Raw genomic sequence first — 26610 nt, forward strand, 5'->3', positions numbered from 1 at the left:
AACCTTGTTTTTTGCCAAGCGCTATCTACTTGAGTTGGAACAGTATTGATGAAAATTTCATAAGTTTGAACTTGGTTGCTACAGGAAGGGGTTACAATAGAAATAATAAACGGAATGAAAAGCTTAATAAAGTTTGGAATAGGAGTCTTGGTATTGTTATCGCTGATCTATATAGGTAATACACACGGTACTATAAGCCCTCGCCTTCCAGGCTTGGCTGCTTTTTTTAACCCTTTCACAGGTGTATGGCAGCAGGCAGATGCTTCGGAAGTATCTGATCCCTCTACCTTAATTGTTCCAGCTGGTGTAGATGGAGAAGTTGTTATTGATGAGCGGGGTATTCCCCATATTTTTGCAGCCGACCAAGCGTCGGCGCTTTATTTACAGGGGTATCTCCACGCGCGGGATCGCCTGTTTCAAATGGAAGTTTCGACCCGTTCAGCTAGCGGAAGATTGGCAGAGGTTTTAGGTGCTGACTTATTGGAACGTGATCGTGTCCAGCGAAGAAAAGGAATGCTGGTGGCCGCCCAACGGACGGTCGAGGCTTGGCAGCAAAATCCGGAGACATCAGCAGCTATCGCTGCTTATTGTGATGGGGCCAATGCTTATATAGCTCAACTGACACCCAAGGATTACCCCGTTGAGTTTAAACTACTTGGTTTTGCTCCCGAATTATGGACACCTCTAAAAAGTGCGCTGTTTTCCAAAAGTATGGCAGAGACACTTTGTTTTCGTAACAGGGACCTTGCCACAACGAATGCGCGGGCCTTGTTGGGGGATAGTCTTTTTCAGCATTTATATCCAGCACACAATCCAGCACAGTCACCGGTTATAGCAACAACCCCTTGGTTAAATCAGGTAAAGAATACCCCCAAAGATTTAGTTGGAGAAAAAATAGGGGCGCTTTCTTTCCCTGAGTTACCTCAATCACCAGAAGGAATTGGTAGTAACAATTGGGCTTTATCTGGTAGTAAAACAGCCAGTGGGTTGCCGCTTTTGAGTAATGACCCTCATTTAAGCCTTACGCTTCCTTCTATCTGGTACGAGATTCACCTGGTATATGGGGAGCACAATATTTATGGTGTTTCTTTGCCGTCGTTACCGAGTATTCTTATTGGTTTTAATGAGGCGACTGCCTGGGGAATAACCAATGTAGGCCAAGATGTTGCTGATTGGTATAAAATCAATTGGACGGACTCTACCCGTACTCATTATTGGTTGGATGATGAGGCGACTGCTGTTGATTTGGTTAAGGATACGATCAAAGTACGTGGAATGGATCAGCTAACGATTATTGAAACTCCTTGGACTATTTTCGGGCCAGTGGTCTATGATCAACCAGAGGATGAGTATTACAATCTGGCGCTGCGTTGGGCAGCGCATGATGCTCCCTTTGACGAAAATTCTGATAATGTAGAAGTGTTCCTTAATTTGGCTGATGCTGCAGATCTGGATGGTTACATTTCTGCGTTGCGAGCTTTTGATAATCCAGGTTCAAATGTGGTTTATGCCAACCAGAATAATGATATTGCACTAACGGTTACGGGGCATTTTCCCGCCCGCCGACCGGAGCAAGGCCGTTTTGTACAGGATGGTAGTCGTTCTGAAAATGCCTGGCCAGGATTTATTCCCTATAGTGAGATTCCCCGGGATGTCAACCCCGAACGGCAATTTGTAGCTTCGGCAAATCAGCGGTCTGCTGATTTGAGTTATCCTTATTACTACTTGGGAAGTTTCGATGATTATCGAGGGCGTTATATCAATCGTCATTTGCAAGGTGTTCAAGACGCCCGTCCGAAGGACATGATGGCACTGCAGTACGATGCTCATTCTTTGCGGGCAGAAGAGGCAGTACCCATCTTATTAGCGGCACTCGCTGTTAGTCCCCAAAGAGAGAAATTTTCCGAAAGAGGGATTGACTTGTTGAAAGAGTGGGATTTTGTCTACAGGGCTGAAGCCCAAGCCCCTATTGTATTTGACAGCTGGATTGATAGTTTGTATAAACTGACTTTTGATGAGGTGTATGCCCTTAATTCAGAAGAGCGCCCGGTATTATTTCCGGAAACATGGCGCTTTTTAGAATTGCTGCGGGACAAGCCTGAAGACTTAATTTTCGATCATCAAGCTAGTGAAGTGCAAGAAACAGCGCAAGACCTTATTCTACAAGCTTACCAACAAGCTATGGCTGCTGTTTTGCCCATCATTGATGCAGGTACAACCTGGAGTGAGCATAGAGGTACACGTATTCGGCACCTAGCGCGTATTCCTGGCTTTGACTCTGGTCTAATTCATTCAGACGGCGCAAGAGAAACGCCAAATGCACTATCTAGTAACTTTGGACCTTCTTGGCGTATGGTGGTTTCTTTAGAAAAGCCTTTGCGAGCCTGGGGAGTATTGCCAGGAGGTTCTTCTGGTAATGTAGGTAGCCCGTTTTATACGGAAGGCATAGAAGAATGGAGTAAGGGCGAATATTTTGAATTATCGTTGTATCGTAAAGCCGAGGAAGTGCCAGCCCGCGAGCGATTGGTGTTTGAGCGATGATTGGCTTGGAAAGATGAAGTTTATTTAGGGAGGTTGAGGAACATAAAAACCAATTAATTGGTTAACTGGTCTTTATGTTTTTTTATGCTGAAGCTGAATTTTTCATTCTGTGCTAAACGACAAAAGCCTTTTCCCGTTAAGGAAAAGGCTTTTGTCGTTGTAGTAATAAACCCGAAGGGATTTAGAGCTTCAGGCCAAAGCTGTAGTTCAACATTTCCACGATAGGATTACCTTGATTATCGTTATTACGAAGGTAGATGTCGATATCAATGGTTTCGTCTTCGTCTTTATCAGCGCTGTCAAAAACAACTTCGATTGTTCCAGACATACCTGGCTTGAAACGCTTACCTACCAGATCGTCCTGATTGGTAGCTGTACAATCACAGGCAGAAATAAGATCGATGATCAAATCTGCATCTCCACGGTTGGTGAAGGTGTAGCTGAAGGTACGCTTCTCGCCTTTCTTTACAACGCCAATTTTTTTGGTGCGCTCTGTGAACTGCATTATCGGTACATTCTTCAGGTTGGTTTGCCCATAAAGGGTAGACATCTGAGAAATTTTTATTGGGTCATTTTGTTCTACCTGAGCACCTATGTTGTTGCCGCGATCATTCTCGTCTTGCTTTCTGAGTCGAGTAGATTTGACTTGGATAAAGGTTGGTCCTTCCAGGATTTTGAATTCGGTACGACGATTTAGTTGGAAAGCAGCTTCTTGTTGCTCTTCATCAGGTAATGTAAGAATAAATGCCTCGGTGAGAATATCTCCTTCTTTCAGGAAGGGAAACTGTTTCGCTACCTTTGCCGATACCGTTTGTGGTACGGTTTCTCCGTAACCCTGAGGAACAATGCGCGTACGATCAATACCTTTACGCATCAACCAACGGCGCGCAGAATCTGCCCGGCGCTGACTGAGGTCTTTGTTGTAATTGTCTTCCCCACGAGAGTCCGTGTGCGATCCCAACTCTACTTTCATGTCAGGGTACTGCGTCATGATCTCGTAGATCAAGGTAAGATCAATTTCTGCGGAGGTCGTAATACGGTCATCATCAAAATCGTAAAGGATGTTCTCCATTACGATTGGAATATTATTTACAAGCGTATCGAATATAGGTTCTGGTTCACGAGGCTTGAGGAAGAAGCGCTCTTCGAAGGTTTTACTATCCACAACACCCATTGTGGTGAAGGTCGTCGTATCTGGGAAAAAGTCAGGGTGGCTGGCAATCACGGTATAAGAACGCTCGAAATTGAGGCCATAATCAAAGCGATTACCACTGTTCATGGTAAGCGACTGTGTTCCTTCTGCTCCTGCAGCAAGCCCATTGTCGATCAACTGAACGGTTGCTCCTTTGAGGGGCTCGCGTTTAGGCATTTTCTGTGCTTCGTCAATTTCATTGAATACGCCTACTACCAAGTCAACGAATTGGCGAGCGATAGCAAACCCGTAAATGTCATCACAACAAGTTTTACCTCGTACAGAACGTCCTTCCGGGCGATTAGAAGTAAAGAAGCCTTTGTATCCTTCGTCATAAAGACGGAAAGACATTTCGTCTGCTTCCGTATTATAGGCTTTGCCCATGTTGTTGGGCTCCGACCATTCGGTGCCGTTCCAAACAGCATAGAAGATGTCTAAACCACCCAAAGATGGGTAGCCATCAGAACTGAAGTAAAGGGTACCATCAAACCAGTATGGCGTCATCTCATCAGCAGGGGTATTAATACCTGGGCCAAGATTTACAGGATCACCATATACACCTTCTCCTTGATGAGTAGCGTAGTAGATATCCATGCCGCCTTCGCCACCATCCATATTACTTACAAAGAAGAGTACTTCTTTGCCGTAGAGTTCACCAACAGAAGGTTGTAAGGCCAGGTATTCACCATTGACACCTACTACTTCGTTTGCACTTTTCCAAGCGCCGTCACCGCCCTCACTGAGGTAGATTTTTGATTCTGAAGGTACATTACCTGTCAATAGAATCCGGTTGAAAAACATCCGGCGGCCATCAGGAGACAGCGATACGTTGGCGCTGTGATAGCCAGGACGGTTGATCTCGACACCCAGTGGTTCAGGATCTCCATATTCTACTACCTCTTCACCTTCACGGTTTTTTTCTACAGTAATCTGCGATTGGAAGATACGCGCGAATTTTTCGGGATCATCCTGATCATCTGCTTCAATTATTTCTTTTCCTACGCTTTTACCTACCCAAGAGGCGTAGTAAAGGGTACGGCCAGAAGGGCTAAGTGCAGGTGTGTACTGAGACACGGGAGTATTGATTTTTTTACGATCCAGTGCTTCCACAGCTACTCCTTGGGCATTCCCTGGTAGAGACATGCCTAGTTCTGCACCTGCTAGTTCCATTTGTGCTAAACGCTTTTTATCGGCATCAGAGCCGGCGTCCAGATACTGTTGGAATTCCTGCATGGCTTCATCGTACTTGCCTTGCATTTTGAGAGTACGACCATACTTGTAGCGTTGCTCGATGAACTCATTTTCGGTATCGCGGCGCAATAAGCGCTTGTACCAGCGTTCTGCCTGGCGATAATCCCGCAATTGGTAGTTAAGTTCAGCAAGAATAGGGATGAGTTCTTCATCCTCGCGCTCTTCATAGGCCAGTTCATACTGTTCCAAGGCACGGTAATAATCATTACTGGCCATTGCCGTTTCCCCGAGTTCCAGCATGGTTTCGTAGGAAGAGGTTCCAATAGGTTGTGCGGAGAGAAAAGCAGTACTCAGCACAAGACAACAAATCAGGCTAAAAATATTCTTCATAGCTCGAAAGCTTGACTTTTTGTAATAGTAGTAAAACGTTTTTGCAGCTTGTTTAGGGTGCAGCTGCTCCACTTTAAGACTCGCAATTAGAAGCGAGGACACAAAATGGTCGGTGGCAACTCGGGTTGCTTGTAAATCTTGATGATGTAATAAGCACCTAATTCAAAGCCACCTTGGTAGTTGGTGATAGAATTGGCACTGCTTACTGTCAAGTCATAAGCAAGCGCTGCACGCAAGTCTTTGTAGTCGATACCAAAAAGAATATTGGCAGCATCACCAGCACGGTAACCAAGGCCGAAGTTGATTTTAAAATCAGCATTCATTTGTTTACCGGCCCAAGCTTGAACTTGGATTTCATTACCGCCAGCTTCTGTGGTTTGCCAAAATAACTTGGGGTTGATACTCCAATCGTTATCAAGCTCTCTTTCGTAGATGGCATGTCCAATAGCGGTTATCTCCCGCTTACTAGGTAAGCCGCCTGCGGTCAATAAGGCATTGTCATCCGTATTGAGGTGAAGACCCGCCAAACCAATCTCTATGCTAGAGATTTTGTCGATCTTGGCACGGTAAAGAAGGCCAACGTTAATGTCGGTAAAGTCCGTCATTTCTTCCTGGGTCTGGCCAAATTCGCCATCGGCAGGAGGTAAACCAAGACCACCTGAATTGGCAGCAATGATTTGCTCGTAGATAGGACTGTTGTAGTTGATACTGCGCTGCATCCGACCATATTGTGCACCTAAAGTCAGAATACTGGTTCTTTTTTTATTTGCCAGGTGGTAGCTTGCTGAGAGTTGACCGCCAGAGGTCTGAAGGTCATTTCTGCCGTATTTGTCACTCATTACAAATAATCCTACCCCGATCCAGTCTTGTTCTCTGAAGCCACGAATAATCGGTGCATCAGCATAAAAGGAAGGGGTTCCGAATTCCGTAGCATCACCTACTGTAAACCATTGGCTACGGTAAATGCCGCCAATACGCACAGAACCTTCAAAGGCTCCTGTTAATGCAGGGTTGCTGCGTAAAGGGGAATAGTCGAATAATGTGTAGTGTACATCTTGGGCAGAGAGGCCTTGCCAGCAAAAGAGCAGTACTAAAATGGGTAAAAGTCTGCTGAGCTTCATAGAAGGATTTTTCAAGATTAGCGTAATTTATTTGCTCTAAGCCGAAAGATAAATCTTTTTAGCTAAAGCAAAGACAACAATAGTGCAAATACCTTTGATGACCAACAATCTTATTGAAATAATGCGGGTAGATGACATATAATTAGTCATCTTAAGGATGTCATTTTTTCTACGGCATGTTGGGCAATAGCCTGTATCTGCTGGAGTTCCATACACTTAAAGTGTCCTTTAGGGCAACTGTTGTAGCCGATTTTAGAACATGGGCGACAAGAAAGTGCTGGTACTTCAAAAGAAATATTCAATGTGGGTTGGCCTGGTAAGTAGGGGTACATGCCAAAATCAGGGACGGTATTTCCCCAAATGGAGATAATTGGTCTGTGGAGGGCTGCCGCCATGTGCATTAATCCGGTATCATGGGATATAACCACTTCTGCTTGTCGGAGCATGTCAGCAGATTGGTGCAGCCGTAACTCACCGCATAAGTTATAGACGTGCTCCAGTTTGTCTGCTATTTGTAGGCCCGTCTCCTTATCACCAGGGCCACCGAGTAGAACCACTGGAATATTTAATGATTGGCAGAGTTCCCTCAATTTTTCCATAGGGAGCCGTTTAGTCGCATGTGCCGCTCCTATAACTAGTGCTACAAAAGATGTAGTAATACCATATACATTAGGGGTAACCTTATCTTCTTCAGGAATAAAGTGGTCTAACCCTTTTTTATCATTTTTAATACCAAGTGGCGCTGCTGCCGCTAAGTATCGGTCTACAATATGTAGGTCCGGCATACGGTTGACCTTCCAACGGGTAAGTAGCCATTTTTGCCAATTGAGCTTATTAAAGGTATAGGCACGAATGCCTAAAAGCCCTAATCGAAGACGGCGAGAGCGGAGATTGCTATGGAGGTCTATAATGGAGGAAAATTGCTCTGCACGGAGATCAGGAAGTATTTCGCTTACCTTTTTATCAATTGTCCAGATTTTGCTGAGATAGGGATTGGCTTTAAGTACTCCGGCAAAGGAAGTCTTGGTAAGGAAATGGACTTCTGCGCCAAGTTGTTGCCTCAAGCAACGAATGACGGGTGTTGTGAGTACAATGTCTCCAATAGAGGAGAAGCGGATAATGAGAATTTTTGGAACGGAAGTAGCCAAGCAGTATTCTTTTGCACGAAGATAGTGGAAGAAATGGAAAGTGGCGGCTTCAGATTGGCTTAAAATAGTACTGGGGCAGTAATGTTTAGGTGATTGTGAACCATAGTCCGCACGGCGGGCCCACCCTTAATAACTAGATTAGAATTCTAGTCCGGTTCACCACACATCTTCAGCCTGAAATGAAGACTGGAGACACGCTTTCACACCCTCTCCTGGTAGAACCAAAAGAGGCCAACATTGCGTAAAAAAAACCGATGAGACTTCTTGCCGACCAAGCAAGATTAATTACCGCTGATAGTGAGTATATAGTCATCAATACTCGAAAGCGAAGATAGGGGGATTATATGGAATTAGGTAATTTTTGTTTATTTATTTTTAATAAAAAACAAAATAGTTATAATTCGTATTTGGCCATGCGACGATATAGTGCAGCACGCGTAAGGCCTAAGTCTTCCGCCGCCTTGCTGATGTTGCCTGCATTTTTTGTGAGCGCTTTTTGTACAGCCCAGCGTTCTAATTCTTCCAGATTAACGGTGTGAGGCTCTCCCTTACTTTTGCTATTAGCGCTTGGAGACTGGAGGATGAAATCACTTGCAGTAAGTTGATTGCCATCCGCTAAAATGACGGCTCGCTCTACGGCATGGCGCAACTCTCGTATGTTTCCTGGCCAGGCGTAGGAGCGAAGAAGCGGGTATGCTGCTTTAGCGATCTCCAAATTCTCTTTCTGGTATTTACGAGCGTACTCCGCGAGGAAATATTCTACTAATAGAGGAATATCTTCCTGGCGCTCACGTAATGGTGGCAGCTTAATTTCTACGGTATTGATACGGTACAATACATCTTGACGAAAGCTGCCTTCGCTAATCATATCGTATAGCGGCATATTGGTGGCACTGATCAACCGAATATCTATATCTATTGGGTCATTGGCGCCTACTCGTGTTACTTGCCGAGTTTGTAACGCGCTCAATAATTTAGATTGTAGCGGCTGAGAGAGGTTGCCTATTTCATCTAGGAAGAGGGTGCCGGTGGAGGCTACTTCAAAACGACCCGCTCGATCTGCTTTTGCATCGGTAAAGGCGCCTTTTTTATGGCCAAAGAGTTCACTTTCGAATAAGCTTTCGGGTATAGCGCCCAAGTCTACTGTAATAAAGACCTTCTCTTTTCGGAGGGATTGCCGGTGAATTGCTCTGGCAATTACTTCTTTACCTGTTCCGTTTTCACCTAAAATAAGGACGTTTGCATCAGTTTTGGCTACTTTTTCAACCAGCGTGAATACGCGCTGCATAGCTGGTGATTCACCGATGATTTCACTAAAGGGTTGTTCCAAATCATTGGCAAGCATCTGCTGCTGATCGGTGAGTTGTTGAACTTTTCTACGAGATTGACTTAGCTCTAGTCCTGCTTTTATAGTAGTGAGTAAGCGTTCGTTACGCCAAGGTTTTTCCAGGAAATCTATCGCGCCTACCTTTACTGCTTCAACTGCCGTTTTTACGTCAGCATAAGCTGTCATCATGATCACACCGGTTTCTGGCGAAAGTTCTGTGATCTTTTCCAGCCAACGCATGCCTTCATTACCGGAAGTGTCGCCTGTACGGAAATTCATGTCCAACATCACGAGGTCAAAGGTCTTGCCTCGTAAAAGGCGAGGCAACTGGTAAGGGTTACTTTCGGTAACGACTTCGCTAAAATGTCGTGACAGTAATAGGCGTAAGCTTAAAAGGATATCTTCCTCGTCGTCAATGATGAGAATACGGGCAACTTGTTTACTCATGAAGTGAAAATGACCTTGGTGAAAAGAATGCGCTCTAAAGATACAAGACGAATGCTTAAAGTTGCAAGAGAGTGTTCATTTTTGAACACTTGTTGTCCAGTATTGCACAATTATTTGCACCTTTTGGAAAGTTTGTTAAAGGTAAGTCTTTGATTGTCAGTGTTTACTTTTTGTGGCACAGCCCTTGCCTTAAATAAAGAGAGTTTAATATACTGTTTGCTATAGACGTGTCGCCCGGTAGTGAAATATTGTCACCCGACCAAAGCATTTTTCACTCGCATAGACCCCTTAAAACCCTACTACCGGGCCGACACGATTTTAACTAAGAACGATGGATCGCAAAATAGAAAAGAAAACCTGGACTTGGCAACGGCTTACCTTAATAGGTGCAGGACTGGCCTTGGCATCGGTACTAATCGCTACCATATATAAGGATGCTGGTACAAGCCGGCTCAATGTCGAAAAGGAACGTTTGTTGCTAGACACCGTTCAGCGTGGTGTTTTTAAGGAATACATCACCTTGTTTGGTGTAGTAGAACCGATCAAGACAGTTTACCTGGACGCGATAGAAGGTGGCCGGGTAGAGGAAGTGTTTGTAGAGAATGGTTCGATGGTGAAAAAAGGACAGCAAATTTTGCGCTTGTCCAACCTCGAATTACAGCTTAATGTACTGAACCAGGAAGCTCAAATAGTGAATCAAATCAACGATATTCGGCAGACGAGTATTCTGATGGATCAGCAAAGCCTGAGTTTAAAAGACCAGGCTTTGGATGTACAGTTTCGAATGGATCTTATCGAAAAACGAAACCGTCGTAACCAAGATTTGTATACCGACAAGGTGATCTCTCAAGTAGAGTTTGAGGATACGCGTGATGAATTTGAGCACCTCAAGCGTCGTCAGTTGTTGCTGTCCAATACGATTGAAAAGGATTCATTATTCCAGGTGATGCAAGAGAACCAGATGGCTTCTACCCTGGATTTAATGCAACGCAACCTGAATTTTGCCCGAAATAGCCTGGAAAACCTAATCATTAAAGCACCGATCGATGGCCAGATTTCATCGCTTGATACCGAAGTAGGTCAGCTGATTATCAGAGGAAACCGGATTGCTCAGATTGATGTGTTGGAGCAGTTTAAAATCCGGGCCAATATTGACGAGTTTTATATCAACCGGATTTTCCCCCAGCAAGAAGGTACTTTCCTGATGGAAGGGCAAACCTACACCTTGCGAATCAATAAAATATACCCTGAGGTTACAAATGGTTCTTTTGCAGTTGACCTGATTTTTGTAGGCGAACGCCCTGAACGGATCAAACGAGGACAGACCATTTCGCTAAAACTATCGCTGAGTGATGATACCCAGGCGATGCTATTGGCCAAAGGAGGCTATTATCAAAGTACTGGTGGAAACTGGGTGTACGTACTTGACCCGGCAGCCGGTGTTGCCCGTAAACGCAACATTACCGTAGGCCGCCAGAATCCTAATTATTACGAACTGATAGAGGGCTTGCAGCCCGGAGAAGTCGTCATTGTCTCTAGTTATGAAAACTATGGAGACAAGGAAGAATTGATACTGAAATAATAAAATAAACAACAATGATAAAAACGGAAAACCTAACCAAAGTCTACCGCACCGACGAGGTGGAAACAACGGCGCTAAATGAAGTAAGCATCGAAATCAAAGCTGGAGAGTTTGTCTCCATTATGGGCCCTTCCGGGTGTGGGAAATCTACCCTGATGAATATACTGGGTATGATAGATAACCCTTCGGGCGGTAAGTACAATTTCCTGGAGCACGAAGTGTCGGGCTACTCGGAACGGCAGCGTTCTGACCTGAGAAAAAACAATATCGGATTCATCTTTCAGAGTTTCAATTTGATTGATGAATTGACAGTTTTCGAAAACGTAGAGCTTCCCCTTATTTATACCAAAGTAGGAAGTGCCGAACGTAAAGAACGTGTAGAAGAGGTGCTGGAAAAAATGAACATGATGCACCGCCGCAATTATTTTCCTCAACAACTCTCAGGCGGGCAACAACAAAGGGTAGCCGTAGGGCGTGCAATCATCAACAACCCCAAACTGATCCTGGCGGATGAACCTACGGGTAACCTGGATAGTAACAACGGTGACGACGTGATGAAAACACTCGTGAAACTGAATCAGGAAGGAGCGACCATCATTATGGTGACTCACTCGCAATACTGTGCCGAATTTGGTAACCGCATCATTCGGATGCTTGATGGCCAAGTGGTGACCGAAAATATCGTGCAGCAATATCTTTAGATGGTGTAAAAGTGTAAAGGTTGGATAGGTGTAAAAGTTGGGGGAGTATAAAGGAGTAATAGACTCGAAAACAGGAGACTGTTCACTGTTGTCAAGCACCCTAACTCTTATGTCCTTATGCCTTTTTGCGACCACATCTGAAAAAATATCCCACTATTTTACCCTTAAAACAAACCCGATATGTTACAAATTATCCTAAAATCCGCTTGGCGCCAGCTTTGGAAGAACAAAGGCTACAGTGCGATCAATATTCTGGGTTTATCGGTAGGTTTGGCAGTTGCCATTCTGAGTGGGTTGTGGGTGCATCATCACTGGCAGTATGATCGTATCTATACGGATAGTGAGTTGATTTATCGAGGGATGCAGGAGTATACTCCTAAGGATGGCGAAGCATCTGTTTTTAGTGCACTTTGCCTGCCATTAGCCCAGGTGTTGCGTGAAGAGACTCCGGGTGTCGCCTATGTTGCAGCAACAGATTGGGGCGCAAATTACAGCCTTGTACGGGGAGAACAACGTCTGCTGAGGGCAGGCATTTACGCAGAGCAGGACTTTTTACACATTTTCAGTTTCTCTTTACTCAAAGGAGACGTAGCTACGGCTTTGTCCGCTCCTAATCAGATTGTCATTAGTGAATCTGTTGCCAAAACTCTGTTTGGAGAAGAAGACCCGTTGGGGCAAACTATTTCCCTTGACAATACGGTGAGCTTACAGGTAACAGGAGTGATGCAAGACATTCCTGAGCAATCAAGTTTAGCGTTCGACTTTCTTTTGCCTTTCAGCCTGAAAGAACAAAGGGAGCCTTGGGTAGCGGAAGCTAAAGAGAGCTGGGACAATAATTCTTTCCAGCTTTATTTCAAACTGCAACCTACTGCAGATATTGCTAAGATAGAGGCCCAGCATCGCGAGGTATTAACAGCCCATAGTTCTAACAATACCTCTCTTTTTACCGTCCATGCTTTACAGGATTGGCACCTTTATGGTGAATTCGTAGACGGAAAAGCTACTACTGGATTGATTCGTTACGTGAAGTTGTTTGGAATTATTGGCTTGCTGGTGCTGTTGATTGCTTGTATCAATTTTGTAAACATCTCTACCGCCCGGGCAGAAAAGCGCAGTAAGGAAGTAGGGGTCCGCAAAGCCATAGGTGCCCGCCGTACCAACTTGATGGCGCAGTTTCTGGGAGAGGCTGGTTTTACAGTCATACTAGCTTTTGTATTGTCTTTGATTTTAGTACAATTGCTCTTGCCTTATTTTAATTTGTTGGTCAGCGAAAGTATTAGCCTCCCGTGGCAGTCGCCAGTATTTTGGGGCGTTTCGCTGGCGGTGTTATCACTTAGTACGCTACTAGCGGGTAGTTATCCAGCATTTTTTTTAACCCGCTATCAAGCAAAAGAAGTATTACAAAAAACGTATCAAATCGAGCGTGGACGTAATAGTTGGAGCCGCCGAACTTTGGTGGGTACGCAGTTTGCGGTATCGATTGCCTTGATTGCAGGCAGCCTGGTAGTACACCAGCAAGTAAAATATGCCCAGGAAAGAGATAAAGGCTATAACCAGGAACGCCTGGTAAGTGTGATGAATACACCGGGTATTAATGAAAATTTTGCTACGATTAAGAGAGAGCTATTGGCCTCCAATATGGTAGAAAATGTAACGGGATCAGGTAGCCCTATCACCTCTGTATGGTCAAACATGAGCAACATCAGTTGGCCTGGAAAAGCAGCAGACGATAATCTGGGCGTAGCTTTTGTGGCGACTGGGCCTGACTATTTTGAAACTATCGACCTTCAATTAATAGAAGGTAGACCTTTTCGGGATTATGCGGGAGCAGATACCTCGGCTTTTGTTTTGAACGAGGCGGCAGTGAAACGGATGGGGCTGGAAGATCCACTGAGTACCCAAATTATCTGGGATGAAGCTCCTTTTCAAGTAGTAGGCGTGGTAAAAGACGTGATTATGGAAACACCATTCGAACCTGTCCGACCTACTATTTTTGTCAATATGCCAACGTGGTTTAGTGTTGTTTTTATTCGCCTACGCCCCGATCAACCTACGGATCAGGCCCTGGCCAGCCTGAAAACCATCTTTGAAGCTCACGACCCCTCAACTCCCTTCAATTATGAATTTGTAGAAGAAGCGTATTCAAATAAGTTCAGTGGCACCAATTTTATTGGTACAGTAGCTTTGCTTTTTGCAGGCTTAGCCATTTTCCTTTCCGCACTCGGCCTGTTGGGGCTAGCTGTCTATCTGGCTGAACGCAGGGCTAAAGAAATAAGCATTCGGAAAATATTGGGTGCATCGGTAAGCCAATTGTGGCTGCTGCTATCACAAGAGTTTGTGTGGATTATCCTGGTAGGCGGATTGGTCGCAGTACCTCTGGGGGGGTATTTTCTCGAGGGCTGGCTAGATAATTTCACCTATCGGATTGAATTGCCGTGGCTGGTCTTTGGCTTGGCGGCTGGGATTGCATTGTTGATCGCGCTGGTGACTATCAGTTTTCAAAGCCTGAAAGCTGCGCTGGTGAATCCGGCGAAACGATTGCGGGATAATGGATAATGGTTTGATAGTTTGATTGTTGGATAGTTTGATGGTTGTTGGTTTGGAGAATCAAAATACTAGGATGCGCCATGTTTCCTTCAGTACAATAACATCTGATCATTAAGGCGCGAACCGAACAGGTGAGCGCGGTGCCCGGAGGGCGCAAGGACCAGGGATAGGAGTGGGGGGGNATCCCCACGGATAGCGCGGTGCCCCCGCGATGAGCGGTGGGCAGGGCCACAAATAAGGAGCTTGGATATCTGTCGATTGTTGATAATGACAGTTTTATACTCCAGCCTCAAATCAATTTAAATCATCGACGAAAGTCGTTTAAAGAAGTACCCGTTATGCTAAAACATACCTTAAAATCGATTCTTCGGCAACTGAAGCGGCAGTCTCTCTTTACCGGGATTCACCTCTTGGGGTTGAGTGTAGGGTTGTGTTGTGCGATGTTGTTGTTTTTGTATATCAGGCACGAGATTAATTATGATACACATCATGCAGCGGCTGACCGTATTTACCGAGTAACCCATATCGGGACGAGCCAGGGTGACGTCGAATATAGTGCAGGTACACCTTACCCGCTGGTGGATGCCTTGCGTGCGGAGGTGCCAGAACTGGAGATGGTGAGTGGCATACACGGTAGTGGTCGGGGCATTGTACGGATACCCGGAAAGGACCATTACCGCCTGGAAGACGTGTATTTCGCAGATGGTAGTTTTCTGGAGATGTTTGATTTTGGCCTTGCCCAAGGAGTGGACCCTGCTGTGATGGCGGCCCCTGGCAAAGCCGTTTTGTCGGAGGAAACCGCAAAAATGATTTTTGGAGCGGAGGACCCTGTCGGGAAGACGATCAAACTAGACGAGAAATTAGACTTGACGGTAGTAGGTACCTATGAAGATGAAAAACAAAGCCACCTGTCAGCAGACATGTTGGTGTCGTTGGCTTCGCTGAACGAAGATTTTTTAGGCTTCCCGACTGATCAATGGGGTAATAGTATTGGCGGTGCCGCTTATGTGCGCTTGCCTGAGGGGCAAACTCCAGCGCAGTTTTCGGCCAGCTTGGCGGCATTGGTTGATAAGTATATGAATGGAGAAGAAGAAGGGGTCGCTAATGAGTTGTGGTTGCAGCCATTGGGTATGATACACTTTGACCCTCGCTTTGATGGGTTAGCTTCAGTAGAGGCCATTCGGCCAGTGTACTTGTGGATTGCAGGTGCAACGGGGCTGTTGATTTTGTTGATGGCTTGCTTCAATTTTGTGAACCTGTCGCTGGCGCAAAACTTGAGCAAGCAACAAGAAGTAGGGATGCGTAAAGTGTTGGGTGCCAGTCGCATTCAGTTGTGGGCCCAATATTGGGGCGAGGCGCTGGTGCTTGCACTGAGTGCTGGTGTGGTGAGTGTGTTATTGTTGCAAATAGGATTACCCTACCTACAAGAAAAGCTGCAACAGCAAATTTCGTATCAAGGTTGGCAAGACTATTCATTGATTGGATTTGTCTTTTTGATCACTTTGATTATCAGTGTGATTGCTGGTGGTTATCCTGCATGGGTGATTGCACGCAAGAAGGCGAATGAGGTACTGAAAGGAAATAAGGTAGTGAGCGATAAGAGCCAGGTGAGCTTGCGTAAGGGACTCATTTTGGCCCAGTTTGTGATCACGCTGGTAATGATATGCAGTGCGATTACGGTTTCAAGGCAATTGGATTTTATTCAAAATAAAGACCTGGGCTTTCGGCAGGAAGCGATTTTGCAGGTTTCGCGCAATGAAACTGGCCGAAACCCGCAGTTACAAGAAGAATGGGAGCGGGAAGCGGGGGTGTCGTCGGTTACCTTCAGTTTGGGGGCACCTACCTCCAGAAATAATATCGGTTCGGATTATTATCCTAAAGGGCGTAGCCCACAGGAGCACCGAAACAGAATAGAGTTGAAGGCTGCTGATGAGCGTTACCTGGAAAATTACGATCTGGAATTATTGGCGGGGCGATTTGTTTCAGCAGAAGAAACGGCCAGAATAGGGGACAGCTTTCCCATGGAAGGAGAAGAATGGCCCTTGGTCGTCAACGAGACGTTGGCCAAGGAGATGGGATACACCAACTATGAAGAAGTGCTTGATAAACGCATTATCATTGGCTTTAATAATGCAGAAGGCTATATTGTAGGTGTCACGAAGGACTTTAATATCAGCTCGTTGCATGATGAAGTAGCCGCGACGGCTATCCTGCCTTTATCGATGCTCTATTACCAAATAGGAGTGAAGATGGACCCTGCTCAGATAGCGACGACCTTGCCACGCCTGGAAGCCAGTTGGCAAGAATTTTACCCCGACCAAATGTTTGACTATTCTTTTCTGGAAGAAGATGTACTGAACCAATATCTGGCAGAAGCCCGTACCAATACTTTATTACAAGGCTTTGCAGGGTTGGCGATTTTTATTGCTTGTTTGGGGCTGTTTGGGCTGATGGCGATTATGGTGCGCCAGCGCCGCAAAGAGATCGGCTTGCGCAAGGTGTTAGGGGCCTCGGTGACGAGCCTTTGGGCATTGCTTTCTTCTGATATGATTCGCCTGATTCTTGTTTCCCTGCTGATTGCCGGGCCGTTGGCTTGGTGGTTGATGAGCAACTGGCTAAACAATTTTGCCTACCGGATCAGTATGAATATCTGGACGATTGTCATTGGTGGAGTAGCCCTGTTGTTCATTGCGTTGTTGACCGTCAGTGGGCAGGCCCTTCGGGCGGCATTGACGAATCCGGTGGAGGCATTGCGTAATGAATAGTCCTACCCTCAAATCACTCACTCTAAATCCGTTAATCATGTTCCATACCTATTTCAAAATTGCTTATCGGCATTTACGCAACAACAAGTTTTTTACCCTACTCAATGTTATGGGCTTGGGGGTAGGTATGGCAGTTGCCATCATTATTGGCATCTGGATATGGGAGGAAGTGTCCTTCGATAAATACCACGACAAGTACGAGCGGATCGCTTGCGTGATGCAAAATCATACTTTCGAAGGCGTGGTAGAAACCTGGTGGAGCCAGCCTAAGCAGTCGGCCGCCGTGTTGCGTGACGACTATGGTAGTCATTTTGAGGCTGTGGTGATGACCTCTTTTAACAATGTAAATACCTTACGCAAAGGAGAAAATTTACTTAATAAAAATGGCATTTTCAGTGAACCCGGTGGTCCGGAATTACTAGGACTAAATGTAATACACGGCACCCGCTCGGTACTGGATAACCCTGATGCAATTCTGGTGTCGGAAACAACGGCGCGCAATTTTTTTGGCGTTGAAAATGCCGTAGGAGAAGTGTTAAATCTGAATGAAGAAAACCAGGTCACGATCGCCGGGGTCTACGAAGATCTGCCGAAGAATTCCAGTTATGCTGATATGGATTTTATGGGTAGCTGGCTGCTCTATGAGCAAGGCCTTCCCGAATGGGTAAGCTGGGGGAACAGCTGGTTTCAGACACTAGTGGAAGTGAAAGAAGGTAAAACCTTTGCGGAAGTCTCCACCGCGATTGAGAAACTGAAGCAGGAACGGATGAGCGAAGCAGAGGGACTACGGTTCAAGCCAGAACTGTTTTTGCACCCGATGTCGCAGTGGCGCTTACACTCTGAGTTTGAAAATGGCGTGAGCGCTGGCGGGCGGATTACTTATGTGCGTTCCTTTGCGTTGATAGGTTTCATCGTCTTGCTGTTGGCTTGCATCAACTTTATGAACCTCAGTACAGCTCGTTCTGAGCAACGCGCCCGCGAGGTGGGTATCCGTAAAACGATGGGCTCGCGCAGAGGCCAATTGATCGGACAATTCTACAGCGAGTCACTGCTCTTGGCTTTTGGTGGCGGTCTGGTTGGGTTGGTATTGGTAACCGTGCTGTTGCCTTTCTTCAGCCAGTTGGCAGATAAGGAAATGATCGTGCAATGGAACTCGCCATTTTTTTGGCTCCTGTGTGCTGGCTTTTGTGTTTTGACGGGCCTTTTGGCAGGTAGTTATCCGGCTTTGTACCTGTCTTCCTTTGCACCCGTCAACGCCATGAAAGGGGTGATGAAAAAGGGTGCTGTCAATAATCGCCCGAGGGAGGTACTTGTTGTGTTACAATTTACCGTTTCCGTGGTGCTGATCGTAGGAACTATCGTTGTTTTCCAACAAATAAATTTTGCAAAAAATCGACCCATAGGTTTTAGTAACGAAGGCTTGATTGGCTTGAATTTGCGGAGCCCTGAACTCGATAAACGCTTTGATACTTTTCGTGAAGACTTGCTGAGTACGGGCTTTATTGAAGAAGTCGCCAAGTCGGAAGCTCCACTGACCAGCACTTACGTGACCAACAGCGGGCTATCCTGGCCGGGCAAAGCGGAAGGTTTTCAAGATGAGTTTGTAACGCTGCGCGTTTCGCACGAATTTGGGGAAACTATGGGCTGGAATATCGTAGAAGGCAGAGATTTCTCCCGAGAGTTTGCGACCGACTCGATGGGCTTTGTGATCAACAAAGCAGCACAAGAATACATGGGACTGACCGACCCTATTGGTCAAAAAATAAAGTGGGGAGAAGACGAGACTTACACTATCGTCGGCGTGGTAGAGGACATGATTACGCAGTCGCCGTATACGCCTGTAAAGCAAACGATCTTTTTTATCGACTACGAGCGTTCGCAGTATGCTACCCTCAAAATGAAACCCACTGCAGGTACGGAGGAAACGCTGGCTGCGGTGGAAAAAATCTACACTAAGTACGATCCGGTCAACGTCTTCGACTATCGATTTCTGGACGAGATGCACGAGCAAAAATTTGGCGAGGAGCAGCGGATCGGCCGCTTGGCGGGCTTCTTTACGATCTTGGCCATTTTCATTAGCTGCCTTGGCCTGTTTGGAATGGCGGCTTACGTGGCCGAGCGTCGTTCCCGCGAGATTGGTATTCGCAAAGTATTGGGAGCCACCATTTACAGCATCGTTCAGCTGATTTCTGCTCACTTTCTGAAGTTGGTTATTGTGGCGCTGGTTATTGCAACGCCTATCGCTTACTGGCTAATGCAAAACTGGTTAGAAGATTACGTCTATCGGATAGAATTAAGTTGGTGGATGTTTGCCCTAGCTGGCGGGCTAGCCACCGGAATCGCGCTATTGACGGTAGGGTTACAAAGCCTCAGGGCAGCAGTAGCCAACCCGTTGGATGCGATTAGGAAGGATTAGTGTTCGCTGGTGCTCACGGGGGGGGAGACTATAGGTAATACAAAAAACCGCGAGCGGAGCGAGCACTACCGCGAACCCGATTTATCGGGATGAGCACCCTCGCGATCCCGACCTTTTGTCGGGATCGCACAACGGTGAGGAACGAACATAAAAAAAGAAACAATGAAAATCACCCTTCGCTACCTGTTGAAAAATCGCCGAACTACGCTACTCAATGTATTGGGTTTAGCGGTGGGGATGGCTACTTTTTTATTGATCACAGACCATGTGCAATACGAGCGTAGCTATGACCAGTTTTACGAGGAAGCTGATGAAGTTTTTCGAGTAAATACCCTGTGGGGCTTTGAAGGAGAAGAGGAGCGCTATGCCACCACACCGCCCCCATTGGCTGAGGCTGTCAGGAGTGATGTGCCAGAAGTAGAAGCCGTCTGCCGGGTGTTTTACTGGTCGGATTTTACCATGCGTGCAGACAATGATTTGGAGAAGGTTTTTCGGGAAACCAAAGCTTTTGCCGTTGATAAAGACTTTTTTAAGGTCTTAAACTACGGACTGATTGCCGGCGACCCAGCAACAGCCTTTGCTGAACCTGCCAGTGTGGTGCTGCCACGTTCGACAGCAGTACGCTACTTCGGAGAGGAAGCTGTTCGTGATGGCAAAGTATTGGGCCGTCAGTTGCTGGGAGGTAAAGATGCCGGTACACCTTGGTCGATTACCGGGATAATGGAAGACCAACCGGCCAACAGTCACTTGCAGTTTACGATGTTGATTTCCGCGAGTTCTTATCCTGATGATTTGTATCGAAATCAGGTGTGGACCTGGAATGTGATGCACACTTACTTGCGCACCAAAGCCCTTACTCCTGGCGCACGCGAGCAATTGCAAGCGAAACTCAAAAACATAGCGGAGGCTAAAACACTTCCGAATATGCCCATGGCGGAATCGAATCCGGAGCTGTTGGCAAAAGCAAATTTCAATTATCCACTACAAGCGATCACTGATATTCACTTGACTTCAAATTACCTGCGGGAGATGCGGCCCAATGGGAATGCTACTTACGTAGGGCTCTTCCTTTGGGCGGCCTACCTGGTGCTATTTATGGCGATTATTAATTTCATCAACCTGGCTACGGCCCAGGCTACGCGACGGGCTGCCGAAACGAGTGTCCGCAAAGTGTTGGGAGCGAGCTACGGTAGTTTGGTACGGCAACACTTGTCGGAGTCGGTGGCTACTGCTGTGTTGGCTGGCGGTTTGGCTTTGGTCTTGATCGTTGGTTGGCAAGAAGGAGCCGCACAATGGTTGGGAGCAACCATAAAAGGTGATGCTTTTACGCAACCGATATTTTGGGCGAAACTCCTGGGTTTGTGCTTGTTTACCGGCTTGGCGGCTGGAGCTTATCCGGCTTTGTTTTTGAGTCGGTCTACTACGATGAATGCTTTGCGCGGGAGGCAGGTGAAGTTGATTTCAGATTATAGCTTGCGCAATAGCCTGCTTGTGGTACAGTTAGTGTTGTCGATGGCGCTGATGGCCGGCAGTTGGCTCATTTATCAGCAGGTGGACTATTTCCAAAATAAAGAGTTAGGCTTTGCAAAAAACAACCTTCTCGTCATCGAAAATGATAGAGAGATTGAGGAACGAAAAGATGTTTTCAAGGAGGAACTCCTGCGCCACCCTGGGATCACAGAAGTGGGTTTTTCTAATGGATTACCTGGTCAGTCAGGCTACCAAATGCGTGACTTTCGCGCCGAAGGGAATTCCGAAGGGACTGGCCTGAATTGGATATTGGCAGATGATACTTTCTTGCCCACCCTGGACCTGGAATTGTTGACTGGAGAAAATTTCAAAATTCTCAACAGCCGCGATTCACTTGGAGTGATTCTCAATGAAGCAGCAGTAAAAAAGCTGGAACTTACGAATCCCATCGGGCACGTGCTTATCAAAAACGAAGGCAATGACGACGAGGAACGGCTACAAGTACTGGGTGTCGTCAAAGATTTTCATTTGCAATCGCTGCATCAGGAAATCCAACCCCTGGCTTTTTGTTATTTCAAGGATTTCGTCTTCAAGGATTACATCAGCATTCGATTGAGTGATGAGGATGTTGCCGGAGCCATTGCTCATGTAGAAAATAGCTGGTCGGCCTTTGAACCGGATGTACCACTGCGCTACAGTTTTTTGGATGAGAACTATAATGAATTATTCAAATCGGAAGTGCAACTCAGTAAGCTATTTGGTGTCTTCACGCTTTTGGCGTGTTTCATTGCAGGGCTGGGCTTGTTTGGCTTGGTGAGTTTATTACTCACGGAGCGGGTTAAGGAGATCGGTATTCGCAAGGTATTGGGTGCCTCGTTGGGGCAGATTGTGCTTTTGTTGAGCCGTCAGTTTCTATTCTTGCTTGTGATTGCCTTTGTGGTGGTCGTTCCGCTTTTTTGGTACGGAGGTATGGAGTGGTTACAAAATTTCGCTTACCGAATTGATCTCACGCCCACGCCGCTTTTAGGCGCAGGTATTGGAGTGCTGCTCTTGGCGGCCGTCACGGTAGGAGTTCGTGCCACGCAAGCAGCGCTGGCCAACCCGGTTGAAGCATTAAAAAACGACTAAATTTCAGCTTATGTTACACTTGAAATTAGCTTGGCGCCAACTGCGCAAACACCGCTTTTTCTCGCTTCTCAACCTCTTGGGGCTCACGGTGGGAATGACAGCAGCGATGGCACTTTTTTTATATGTGCAAAAAGAGTACAGCTTTGATCGCCAACATGACCATGCAGATCAAATCGTAAGGGTTAACCTGAAGGTAGCAGATGGAGATTTGGATGAAAATTGGGCCACCGCGCCCAATATAGCAGGCCCTGCACTCGTAGAGGCTATACCGGAGGTGAAGACTTTCGTGCGTTTGCTGCACCATAACTTTGGCCGCACAGCCTCCGTCGCTTTTGGTGACAAACGGTTGAATGAAGAACGCCTTTTTTGGGCAGACTCTACTTTGTTCGATGTATTCGACGTCTCATTGGTCGCAGGGGATCGTGCCACGGTACTCGACCGTCCGGCTACCGCTATGGTCAACACCAGTACCGCAAAACGAATTTTCGGCGAGCAAAATCCTATCGGTAAAGAATTGCTGATTGATAATAAATCAAGCGTAGAAATTACAGGCGTTTTTGATGATTTTCCAGACCATTCTTCTTGGCAACCAAATATTATTGGTTCTTTCAGCTCGGTGGGCTGGGCGTACAATCGCTTGTATTGGAGCAATGCGAGTTATGAAACGTTCTTGCTGCTGCGCCCTGGGTTTGACCTGGCAGATATTAATACCAAAATACAGGCTGTTTTAGAAGATGCTGCTCCACCTGAAAACCGGTGGTTCAGTCTTTGGGCGCAACCACTCACGGATATTCACTTGCATTCCTCGGGCGTACTACAAGGGTACGCCACTCGCCTTGGTGATGCCAAGCAAGTGCGTTTGATGGGGATTTTAGCGCTGGTGGTTTTACTGCTCGCTTGTTTCAATTACATCAACCTGACTACAGCTCGTTCCCAGCAACGATTGCGGGAAGTTGGTATTAGCAAGGCCATAGGTGCCTCTACTCGGCACATGGTTAGCCGGTTTCTTACGGAAACGGCGCTGCTCACCGGTTTGGCAGTTGTACTTTCAATTGGTTTGTTGACGTTGGTGACTCCCAGTTTGTCGGCACTTACTGAGCGTGATTTGGAATGGCAACAGCTCTTGGAAAACGGCTGGTGGCTGTCAATTCCTATAACATGGTTGACGGTTACGCTGGTTGCTGGTATTTACCCGGCGCTGGCTTTGGGAATGAATAACGCCAAGCAATTGCTACAACCCGTAGCACGGCAGGGGAGTGGGCACGCCATCTTCAGGAAGGTATTGGTGGTTGGCCAATTTGTGGTGTGTATAGCGCTGATTGCAGGGGCTTTGCTTTGCCAAAAACAGATCACTTACCTGGGGCAGAAAAAGCTTGGTTATGGTGTTGACGCAGTGGTGGCCATCAATTTAGCTGGTTCGGACAATGAAGCAGGAAAGACGGCATTAGAAAAGAATATCGCCCAACAAGTAGGAGTAGAAAAAGTGGCCCGAGCGCAAGCATTTCCGGGGATAGGTACCAGTGGTTACTCCATCTCTGATCCCGACAATCCGCAGATTCCTCATCGGGTATTAGCGAGTTTATCGGAGCCAGGGTCGGAAGATTTGTTAGGCCTGGAGTTGTTGGCCGGAAAGTTTATCACTGCTCAGGCCGAAGGGGATACGACGATCGATGTAGTGGTCAATGAGCAATTGATCAGCATTTTTGGATGGACGCCAGAAGAGGCTATCGGCCAAACACCTGGCAACTTGTTTGACCCTGGCACCCAAATCGTCGGCGTGGTCAAAGATTTTCATTTTGAATCGCTTCATCACCCCATCGGGGCTTACGTTTTACATAACGATCAGGATAAGGCCAATCCTAACTTTTTGCTGGTTCGGGTGCGCCCGGGTGCGTTAAATGGGATGTTGCCGAAGTTGGCAGACCTGTTTAGAGAGCACCTGCCAGAAGCGGCCTTTGATTATACTTTCCTGGATCAGACGGTCGCAAGTTTTTATGATAATGAGACGCGTCTTTCGCAGGTCGTGTGGCTTTTTACTTTGCTAACGATCTTTATTTCGGCACTTGGTTTGCTGGGCTTGGCGACTTTCGCGGCGGCACAGCGTACCAAAGAGATTAGTATTCGTAAGGTCTTGGGAGCAAGTATTGGCGGTATTGTGTTATTGCTTTCCAAAGATTTTCTGTGGCTGGTGTTCATCGCCGTGCTTCTTGCGGTCCCATTAGGCTGGTGGGCTATGCAAGAGTGGCTGACCAACTTCGCCTACCGCATCGATATCGAATGGTGGGTGTTTGGCCTGGCTGGTGGAACGGCGCTGGTAGTAGCATTCCTGACCATTGCGGGGCAGAGCTGGCGGGCCGCCATTCGCAACCCGGTGGATGCTTTGCGGAATCAGTGATTGTTGACATTATTCCTTAAATGCAACATTGTTGCATTTAAGGAATAATGTATTACCTTTGTGATGGTTCACAAGCAGGCAAGGACGACTGATAAGGTCAGTAATACATTCGCTTGCGTAATAAAATCACCATCAACGCTTGATTCATGAAGGATTCACAATCATTTGACGTAATAATTATAGGAGGAAGTTATGCTGGCCTATCGGCGAGCCTTGCTTTAGGAAGGTCTTTACGCAAGGTATTGGTCATAGATAGTGGGAAGCCATGTAATCAACAGACTCCTCATTCCCATAATTTTCTTACCCAAGACGGAAGAACACCGAAAGAAATTTCAAGTCTGGCAAAACAGCAAGTTGAGGAATATGATACGGTGAAACTTCACAGTGGATTTGCAAAAACAGGGACGAAAACGAGTAAAGGGTTTGAAATTACTACCCAGTCAGGCGACACTTTTATGGGTACGAAAGTTCTATTTGCAACGGGCGTAAAGGACATTATGCCTGACATTAAGGGGTTTTCATCGTGTTGGGGCATTTCTATTCTCCATTGCCCCTACTGTCATGGCTATGAAGTAAAAAACGAGAAAACTGGAGTTTTAGGAAATGGGGATTATGGATATGAGTTTTCGAAGATGATAGCACATTGGACAGATGACTTGACACTATTTACCAATGGCAAGTCGACTTTAACACAGGAGCAAACAGCGAAATTAGATCAGCATAAAGTTAGGATAATAGAAAAAGAACTCCTTGAGTTTAATCATGATGAAGGCATGGTGCAAAGCATAATTTTCAAGGGTGGAACAAAAGAATCGATAAGAGCGGTCTATGCGAAAGCTCCATTTGTTCAGCATTGTGATATTCCTGAAAAGCTAGGTTGCGAATTGACGGAGCAGGGGTACATCGAGATAGATATGTTTCAAAGAACAACCATTCCTGGGGTGTATGCATGTGGCGACAATACGACCTTATTCCGGTCTGTTTCAAATGCAGTAGCAGCGGGTTCAATGTCGGGCGCGGTGATGAATAAGGACTTGATTGATGAAAGTTTTTAGGAAAAGACAAGCTGTTACAGTCTGCCAACCCACGATCTCTCGCTTTTTTACAAATAATCAACCTCAGCTAACGACTACGCGCTTACCAGCTACGCTTACGCATTGTCTTAATTAATAAGGAGTAAGAGCGCTTAGTTTTGGGTTATTCTTCACACAGAAAACCTCATTACTATGCGCCTATTAGGATTTGTTTTAATCGGATTAATTATCGCTCTGCTCTGTTGTAGCTGTGGCCAAAAAGCGGCGGCTTTACGTACCGAACAGATTAGTGAAATCAGTTTCTCGGATGTACGCCTCGGGGATGGTGTCCCGTTGGATATCTCCATTGCTGTTTATTGGCAAGGCGAGGATACTGAAGTTGGCCCTGCTCGGCCAGATACAATACTAGGCCGACTGTTGTATGCTCGCGGCATGGAAACCATCCGTGACATTACCAATCAGTTTGCACCAGTTGATTCTGTTTTTAGTACCCGCAGGGATGATTTTATCGCTACCGTTAAAGAAGAGTTGCTACTGCGTTTGCCAGAACCAGATTTAACGGTACGGGATGTAATTGTACTAGATGTAAAATTTCCGCAAGCTTTTACTCAGGCACTCGAAGACATCGGGCTACAGGATTTGCGGGAGGAACAAATCAAAAAACAAAACCAGTTGGCCTTGGCCCAGGCAGCTGCCAATGAGAAAAAAGCAGTTGCTGATGGCGAAGTCGCGATAGCGCTTGCAGAGGCGGAAGGCCGTTTGCAAGCCATCCAGGCCCGCACTGAAAGTAACCGCCGCAAGAGTGAGATGGCTAAAGCAGAGACCGCCGCCGCCGTCGCCCGTACGCAAGCCGGAGCTGAAGCTGACCGTTTACGCCAGCTCAAAGTAGTAGAAGTAGAAAAGCAGCGTGAAATAGAAATGATAGCGGTAGAAAAGCAGCGTGCAATGGATAAAGTCGGTTTCGAGCAGCAGCTGGAACTCGCTCGTCTTTGTCAGGAAAACCCTACTTATGCGTCCTTTTTGGTAAACCGGGAATTAGCTGGTAATGTAGAAATTGCCGTCTTGCCCACAGGTACTGATATGAATGTCTTCGGTGGGTTGTTACAATCCAAACTACCAGGGAAAAGCAATAATTAGGAATAGCTCAACTTATTTTTCTCACAATGCTTAGTAAAAAAACGCGCTCTCTAAATTCATTAGTCTTTTACATATATT

14 protein-coding genes are annotated in these 26610 nt (G+C 46.3%); 10 read left to right on the forward strand and 4 right to left on the reverse strand.

Going from position 1 to position 26610, the window contains the following annotated elements; genetic code table 11:
- Window positions 1-114 precede the first annotated feature (114 nt).
- Complete coding sequence (locus A3EU_RS0105565; protein WP_020535143.1) at window positions 115-2541, forward strand: penicillin acylase family protein; 2427 nt, start codon at window positions 115-117, stop codon at window positions 2539-2541.
- Window positions 2542-2722: 181 nt separating this feature from the next.
- On the opposite strand, the gene A3EU_RS0105570 is transcribed toward A3EU_RS0105565, so the two are convergent.
- From A3EU_RS0105570 to A3EU_RS0105585, 4 genes are all read right to left on the reverse strand, one after another.
- Window positions 2723-5314 (reverse strand): OmpA family protein, encoded by a 2592-nt coding sequence (locus A3EU_RS0105570; RefSeq protein WP_020535144.1) that lies wholly within the window; start codon window positions 5312-5314, stop codon window positions 2723-2725.
- 86 nt (window positions 5315-5400) lie between these two features.
- The gene (locus A3EU_RS0105575) at window positions 5401-6435 is read right to left on the reverse strand and encodes a PorP/SprF family type IX secretion system membrane protein (protein WP_020535145.1); all 1035 of its coding nucleotides are present in this window, start codon (window positions 6433-6435) and stop codon (window positions 5401-5403) included.
- A gap of 146 nt (window positions 6436-6581) precedes the next feature.
- The gene (locus A3EU_RS0105580; protein WP_026211241.1) at window positions 6582-7583 is read right to left on the reverse strand and encodes a glycosyltransferase family 9 protein; all 1002 of its coding nucleotides are present in this window, start codon (window positions 7581-7583) and stop codon (window positions 6582-6584) included.
- A gap of 394 nt (window positions 7584-7977) precedes the next feature.
- The gene (locus tag A3EU_RS0105585) at window positions 7978-9357 is read right to left on the reverse strand and encodes a sigma-54-dependent transcriptional regulator (protein WP_020535148.1); all 1380 of its coding nucleotides are present in this window, start codon (window positions 9355-9357) and stop codon (window positions 7978-7980) included.
- Window positions 9358-9688: 331 nt separating this feature from the next.
- Between A3EU_RS0105585 and A3EU_RS0105590 the strand changes: the two genes are divergently transcribed.
- The 9 genes from A3EU_RS0105590 (at window position 9689) to A3EU_RS0105630 (ending at window position 26532) form a co-directional block, all read left to right on the forward strand.
- Window positions 9689-10939, forward strand: a complete 1251-nt coding sequence (locus A3EU_RS0105590; protein ID WP_020535149.1) for an efflux RND transporter periplasmic adaptor subunit — start codon at window positions 9689-9691, stop codon at window positions 10937-10939.
- Window positions 10940-10953: 14 nt separating this feature from the next.
- Entirely contained in the window at window positions 10954-11640 is a 687-nt protein-coding gene (locus A3EU_RS0105595) for an ABC transporter ATP-binding protein (RefSeq protein ID WP_020535150.1), read from the forward strand.
- A 180-nt stretch (window positions 11641-11820) separates the two neighbouring features.
- Window positions 11821-14196 (forward strand): ABC transporter permease, encoded by a 2376-nt coding sequence (locus tag A3EU_RS0105600; RefSeq protein WP_020535151.1) that lies wholly within the window; start codon window positions 11821-11823, stop codon window positions 14194-14196.
- 329 nt (window positions 14197-14525) lie between these two features.
- Window positions 14526-16952, forward strand: a complete 2427-nt coding sequence (locus A3EU_RS0105605; RefSeq protein WP_020535152.1) for an ABC transporter permease — start codon at window positions 14526-14528, stop codon at window positions 16950-16952.
- 37 nt (window positions 16953-16989) lie between these two features.
- Complete coding sequence (locus A3EU_RS0105610) at window positions 16990-19368, forward strand: ABC transporter permease (RefSeq protein WP_020535153.1); 2379 nt, start codon at window positions 16990-16992, stop codon at window positions 19366-19368.
- A 162-nt stretch (window positions 19369-19530) separates the two neighbouring features.
- Window positions 19531-21966 carry an ABC transporter permease gene (locus tag A3EU_RS0105615; protein WP_020535154.1) on the forward strand — a complete coding sequence of 812 codons (2436 nt, stop codon included), beginning with the start codon at window positions 19531-19533 and terminating at the stop codon, window positions 21964-21966.
- Window positions 21967-21976: 10 nt separating this feature from the next.
- Window positions 21977-24361: an FtsX-like permease family protein gene (locus A3EU_RS0105620; RefSeq protein ID WP_020535155.1), complete on the forward strand. Its 2385-nt coding sequence runs from the start codon at window positions 21977-21979 to the stop codon at window positions 24359-24361.
- Between the two features lie 146 nt (window positions 24362-24507).
- The gene (locus A3EU_RS0105625; protein ID WP_020535156.1) at window positions 24508-25416 is read left to right on the forward strand and encodes an NAD(P)/FAD-dependent oxidoreductase; all 909 of its coding nucleotides are present in this window, start codon (window positions 24508-24510) and stop codon (window positions 25414-25416) included.
- 171 nt (window positions 25417-25587) lie between these two features.
- A complete protein-coding gene (locus tag A3EU_RS0105630; RefSeq protein ID WP_020535157.1) occupies window positions 25588-26532 on the forward strand; it encodes an SPFH domain-containing protein in 945 nt (314 codons plus the stop codon).
- Window positions 26533-26610 lie beyond the last annotated feature (78 nt).

The sequence above is a fragment of the Lewinella cohaerens DSM 23179 genome, from assembly GCF_000379805.1.
GTDB lineage: Bacteria > Bacteroidota > Bacteroidia > Chitinophagales > Saprospiraceae > Lewinella > Lewinella cohaerens.

Bases quoted from the DNA above. Each gene is read 5' to 3' on its own strand.
- A3EU_RS0105565 (WP_020535143.1), top strand. From the start codon at position 115: ATGAAAAGCTTAATAAAGTTTGGAATAGGAGTCTTGGTATTGTTATCG.
- A3EU_RS0105570 (WP_020535144.1), bottom strand. From the start codon at position 5,314: ATGAAGAATATTTTTAGCCTGATTTGTTGTCTTGTGCTGAGTACTGCT.
- A3EU_RS0105575 (WP_020535145.1), bottom strand. From the start codon at position 6,435: ATGAAGCTCAGCAGACTTTTACCCATTTTAGTACTGCTCTTTTGCTGG.
- A3EU_RS0105585 (WP_020535148.1), bottom strand. From the start codon at position 9,357: ATGAGTAAACAAGTTGCCCGTATTCTCATCATTGACGACGAGGAAGAT.
- A3EU_RS0105590 (WP_020535149.1), top strand. From the start codon at position 9,689: ATGGATCGCAAAATAGAAAAGAAAACCTGGACTTGGCAACGGCTTACC.
- A3EU_RS0105595 (WP_020535150.1), top strand. From the start codon at position 10,954: ATGATAAAAACGGAAAACCTAACCAAAGTCTACCGCACCGACGAGGTG.
- A3EU_RS0105600 (WP_020535151.1), top strand. From the start codon at position 11,821: ATGTTACAAATTATCCTAAAATCCGCTTGGCGCCAGCTTTGGAAGAAC.
- A3EU_RS0105605 (WP_020535152.1), top strand. From the start codon at position 14,526: ATGCTAAAACATACCTTAAAATCGATTCTTCGGCAACTGAAGCGGCAG.
- A3EU_RS0105610 (WP_020535153.1), top strand. From the start codon at position 16,990: ATGTTCCATACCTATTTCAAAATTGCTTATCGGCATTTACGCAACAAC.
- A3EU_RS0105615 (WP_020535154.1), top strand. From the start codon at position 19,531: ATGAAAATCACCCTTCGCTACCTGTTGAAAAATCGCCGAACTACGCTA.
- A3EU_RS0105620 (WP_020535155.1), top strand. From the start codon at position 21,977: ATGTTACACTTGAAATTAGCTTGGCGCCAACTGCGCAAACACCGCTTT.
- A3EU_RS0105625 (WP_020535156.1), top strand. From the start codon at position 24,508: ATGAAGGATTCACAATCATTTGACGTAATAATTATAGGAGGAAGTTAT.
- A3EU_RS0105630 (WP_020535157.1), top strand. From the start codon at position 25,588: ATGCGCCTATTAGGATTTGTTTTAATCGGATTAATTATCGCTCTGCTC.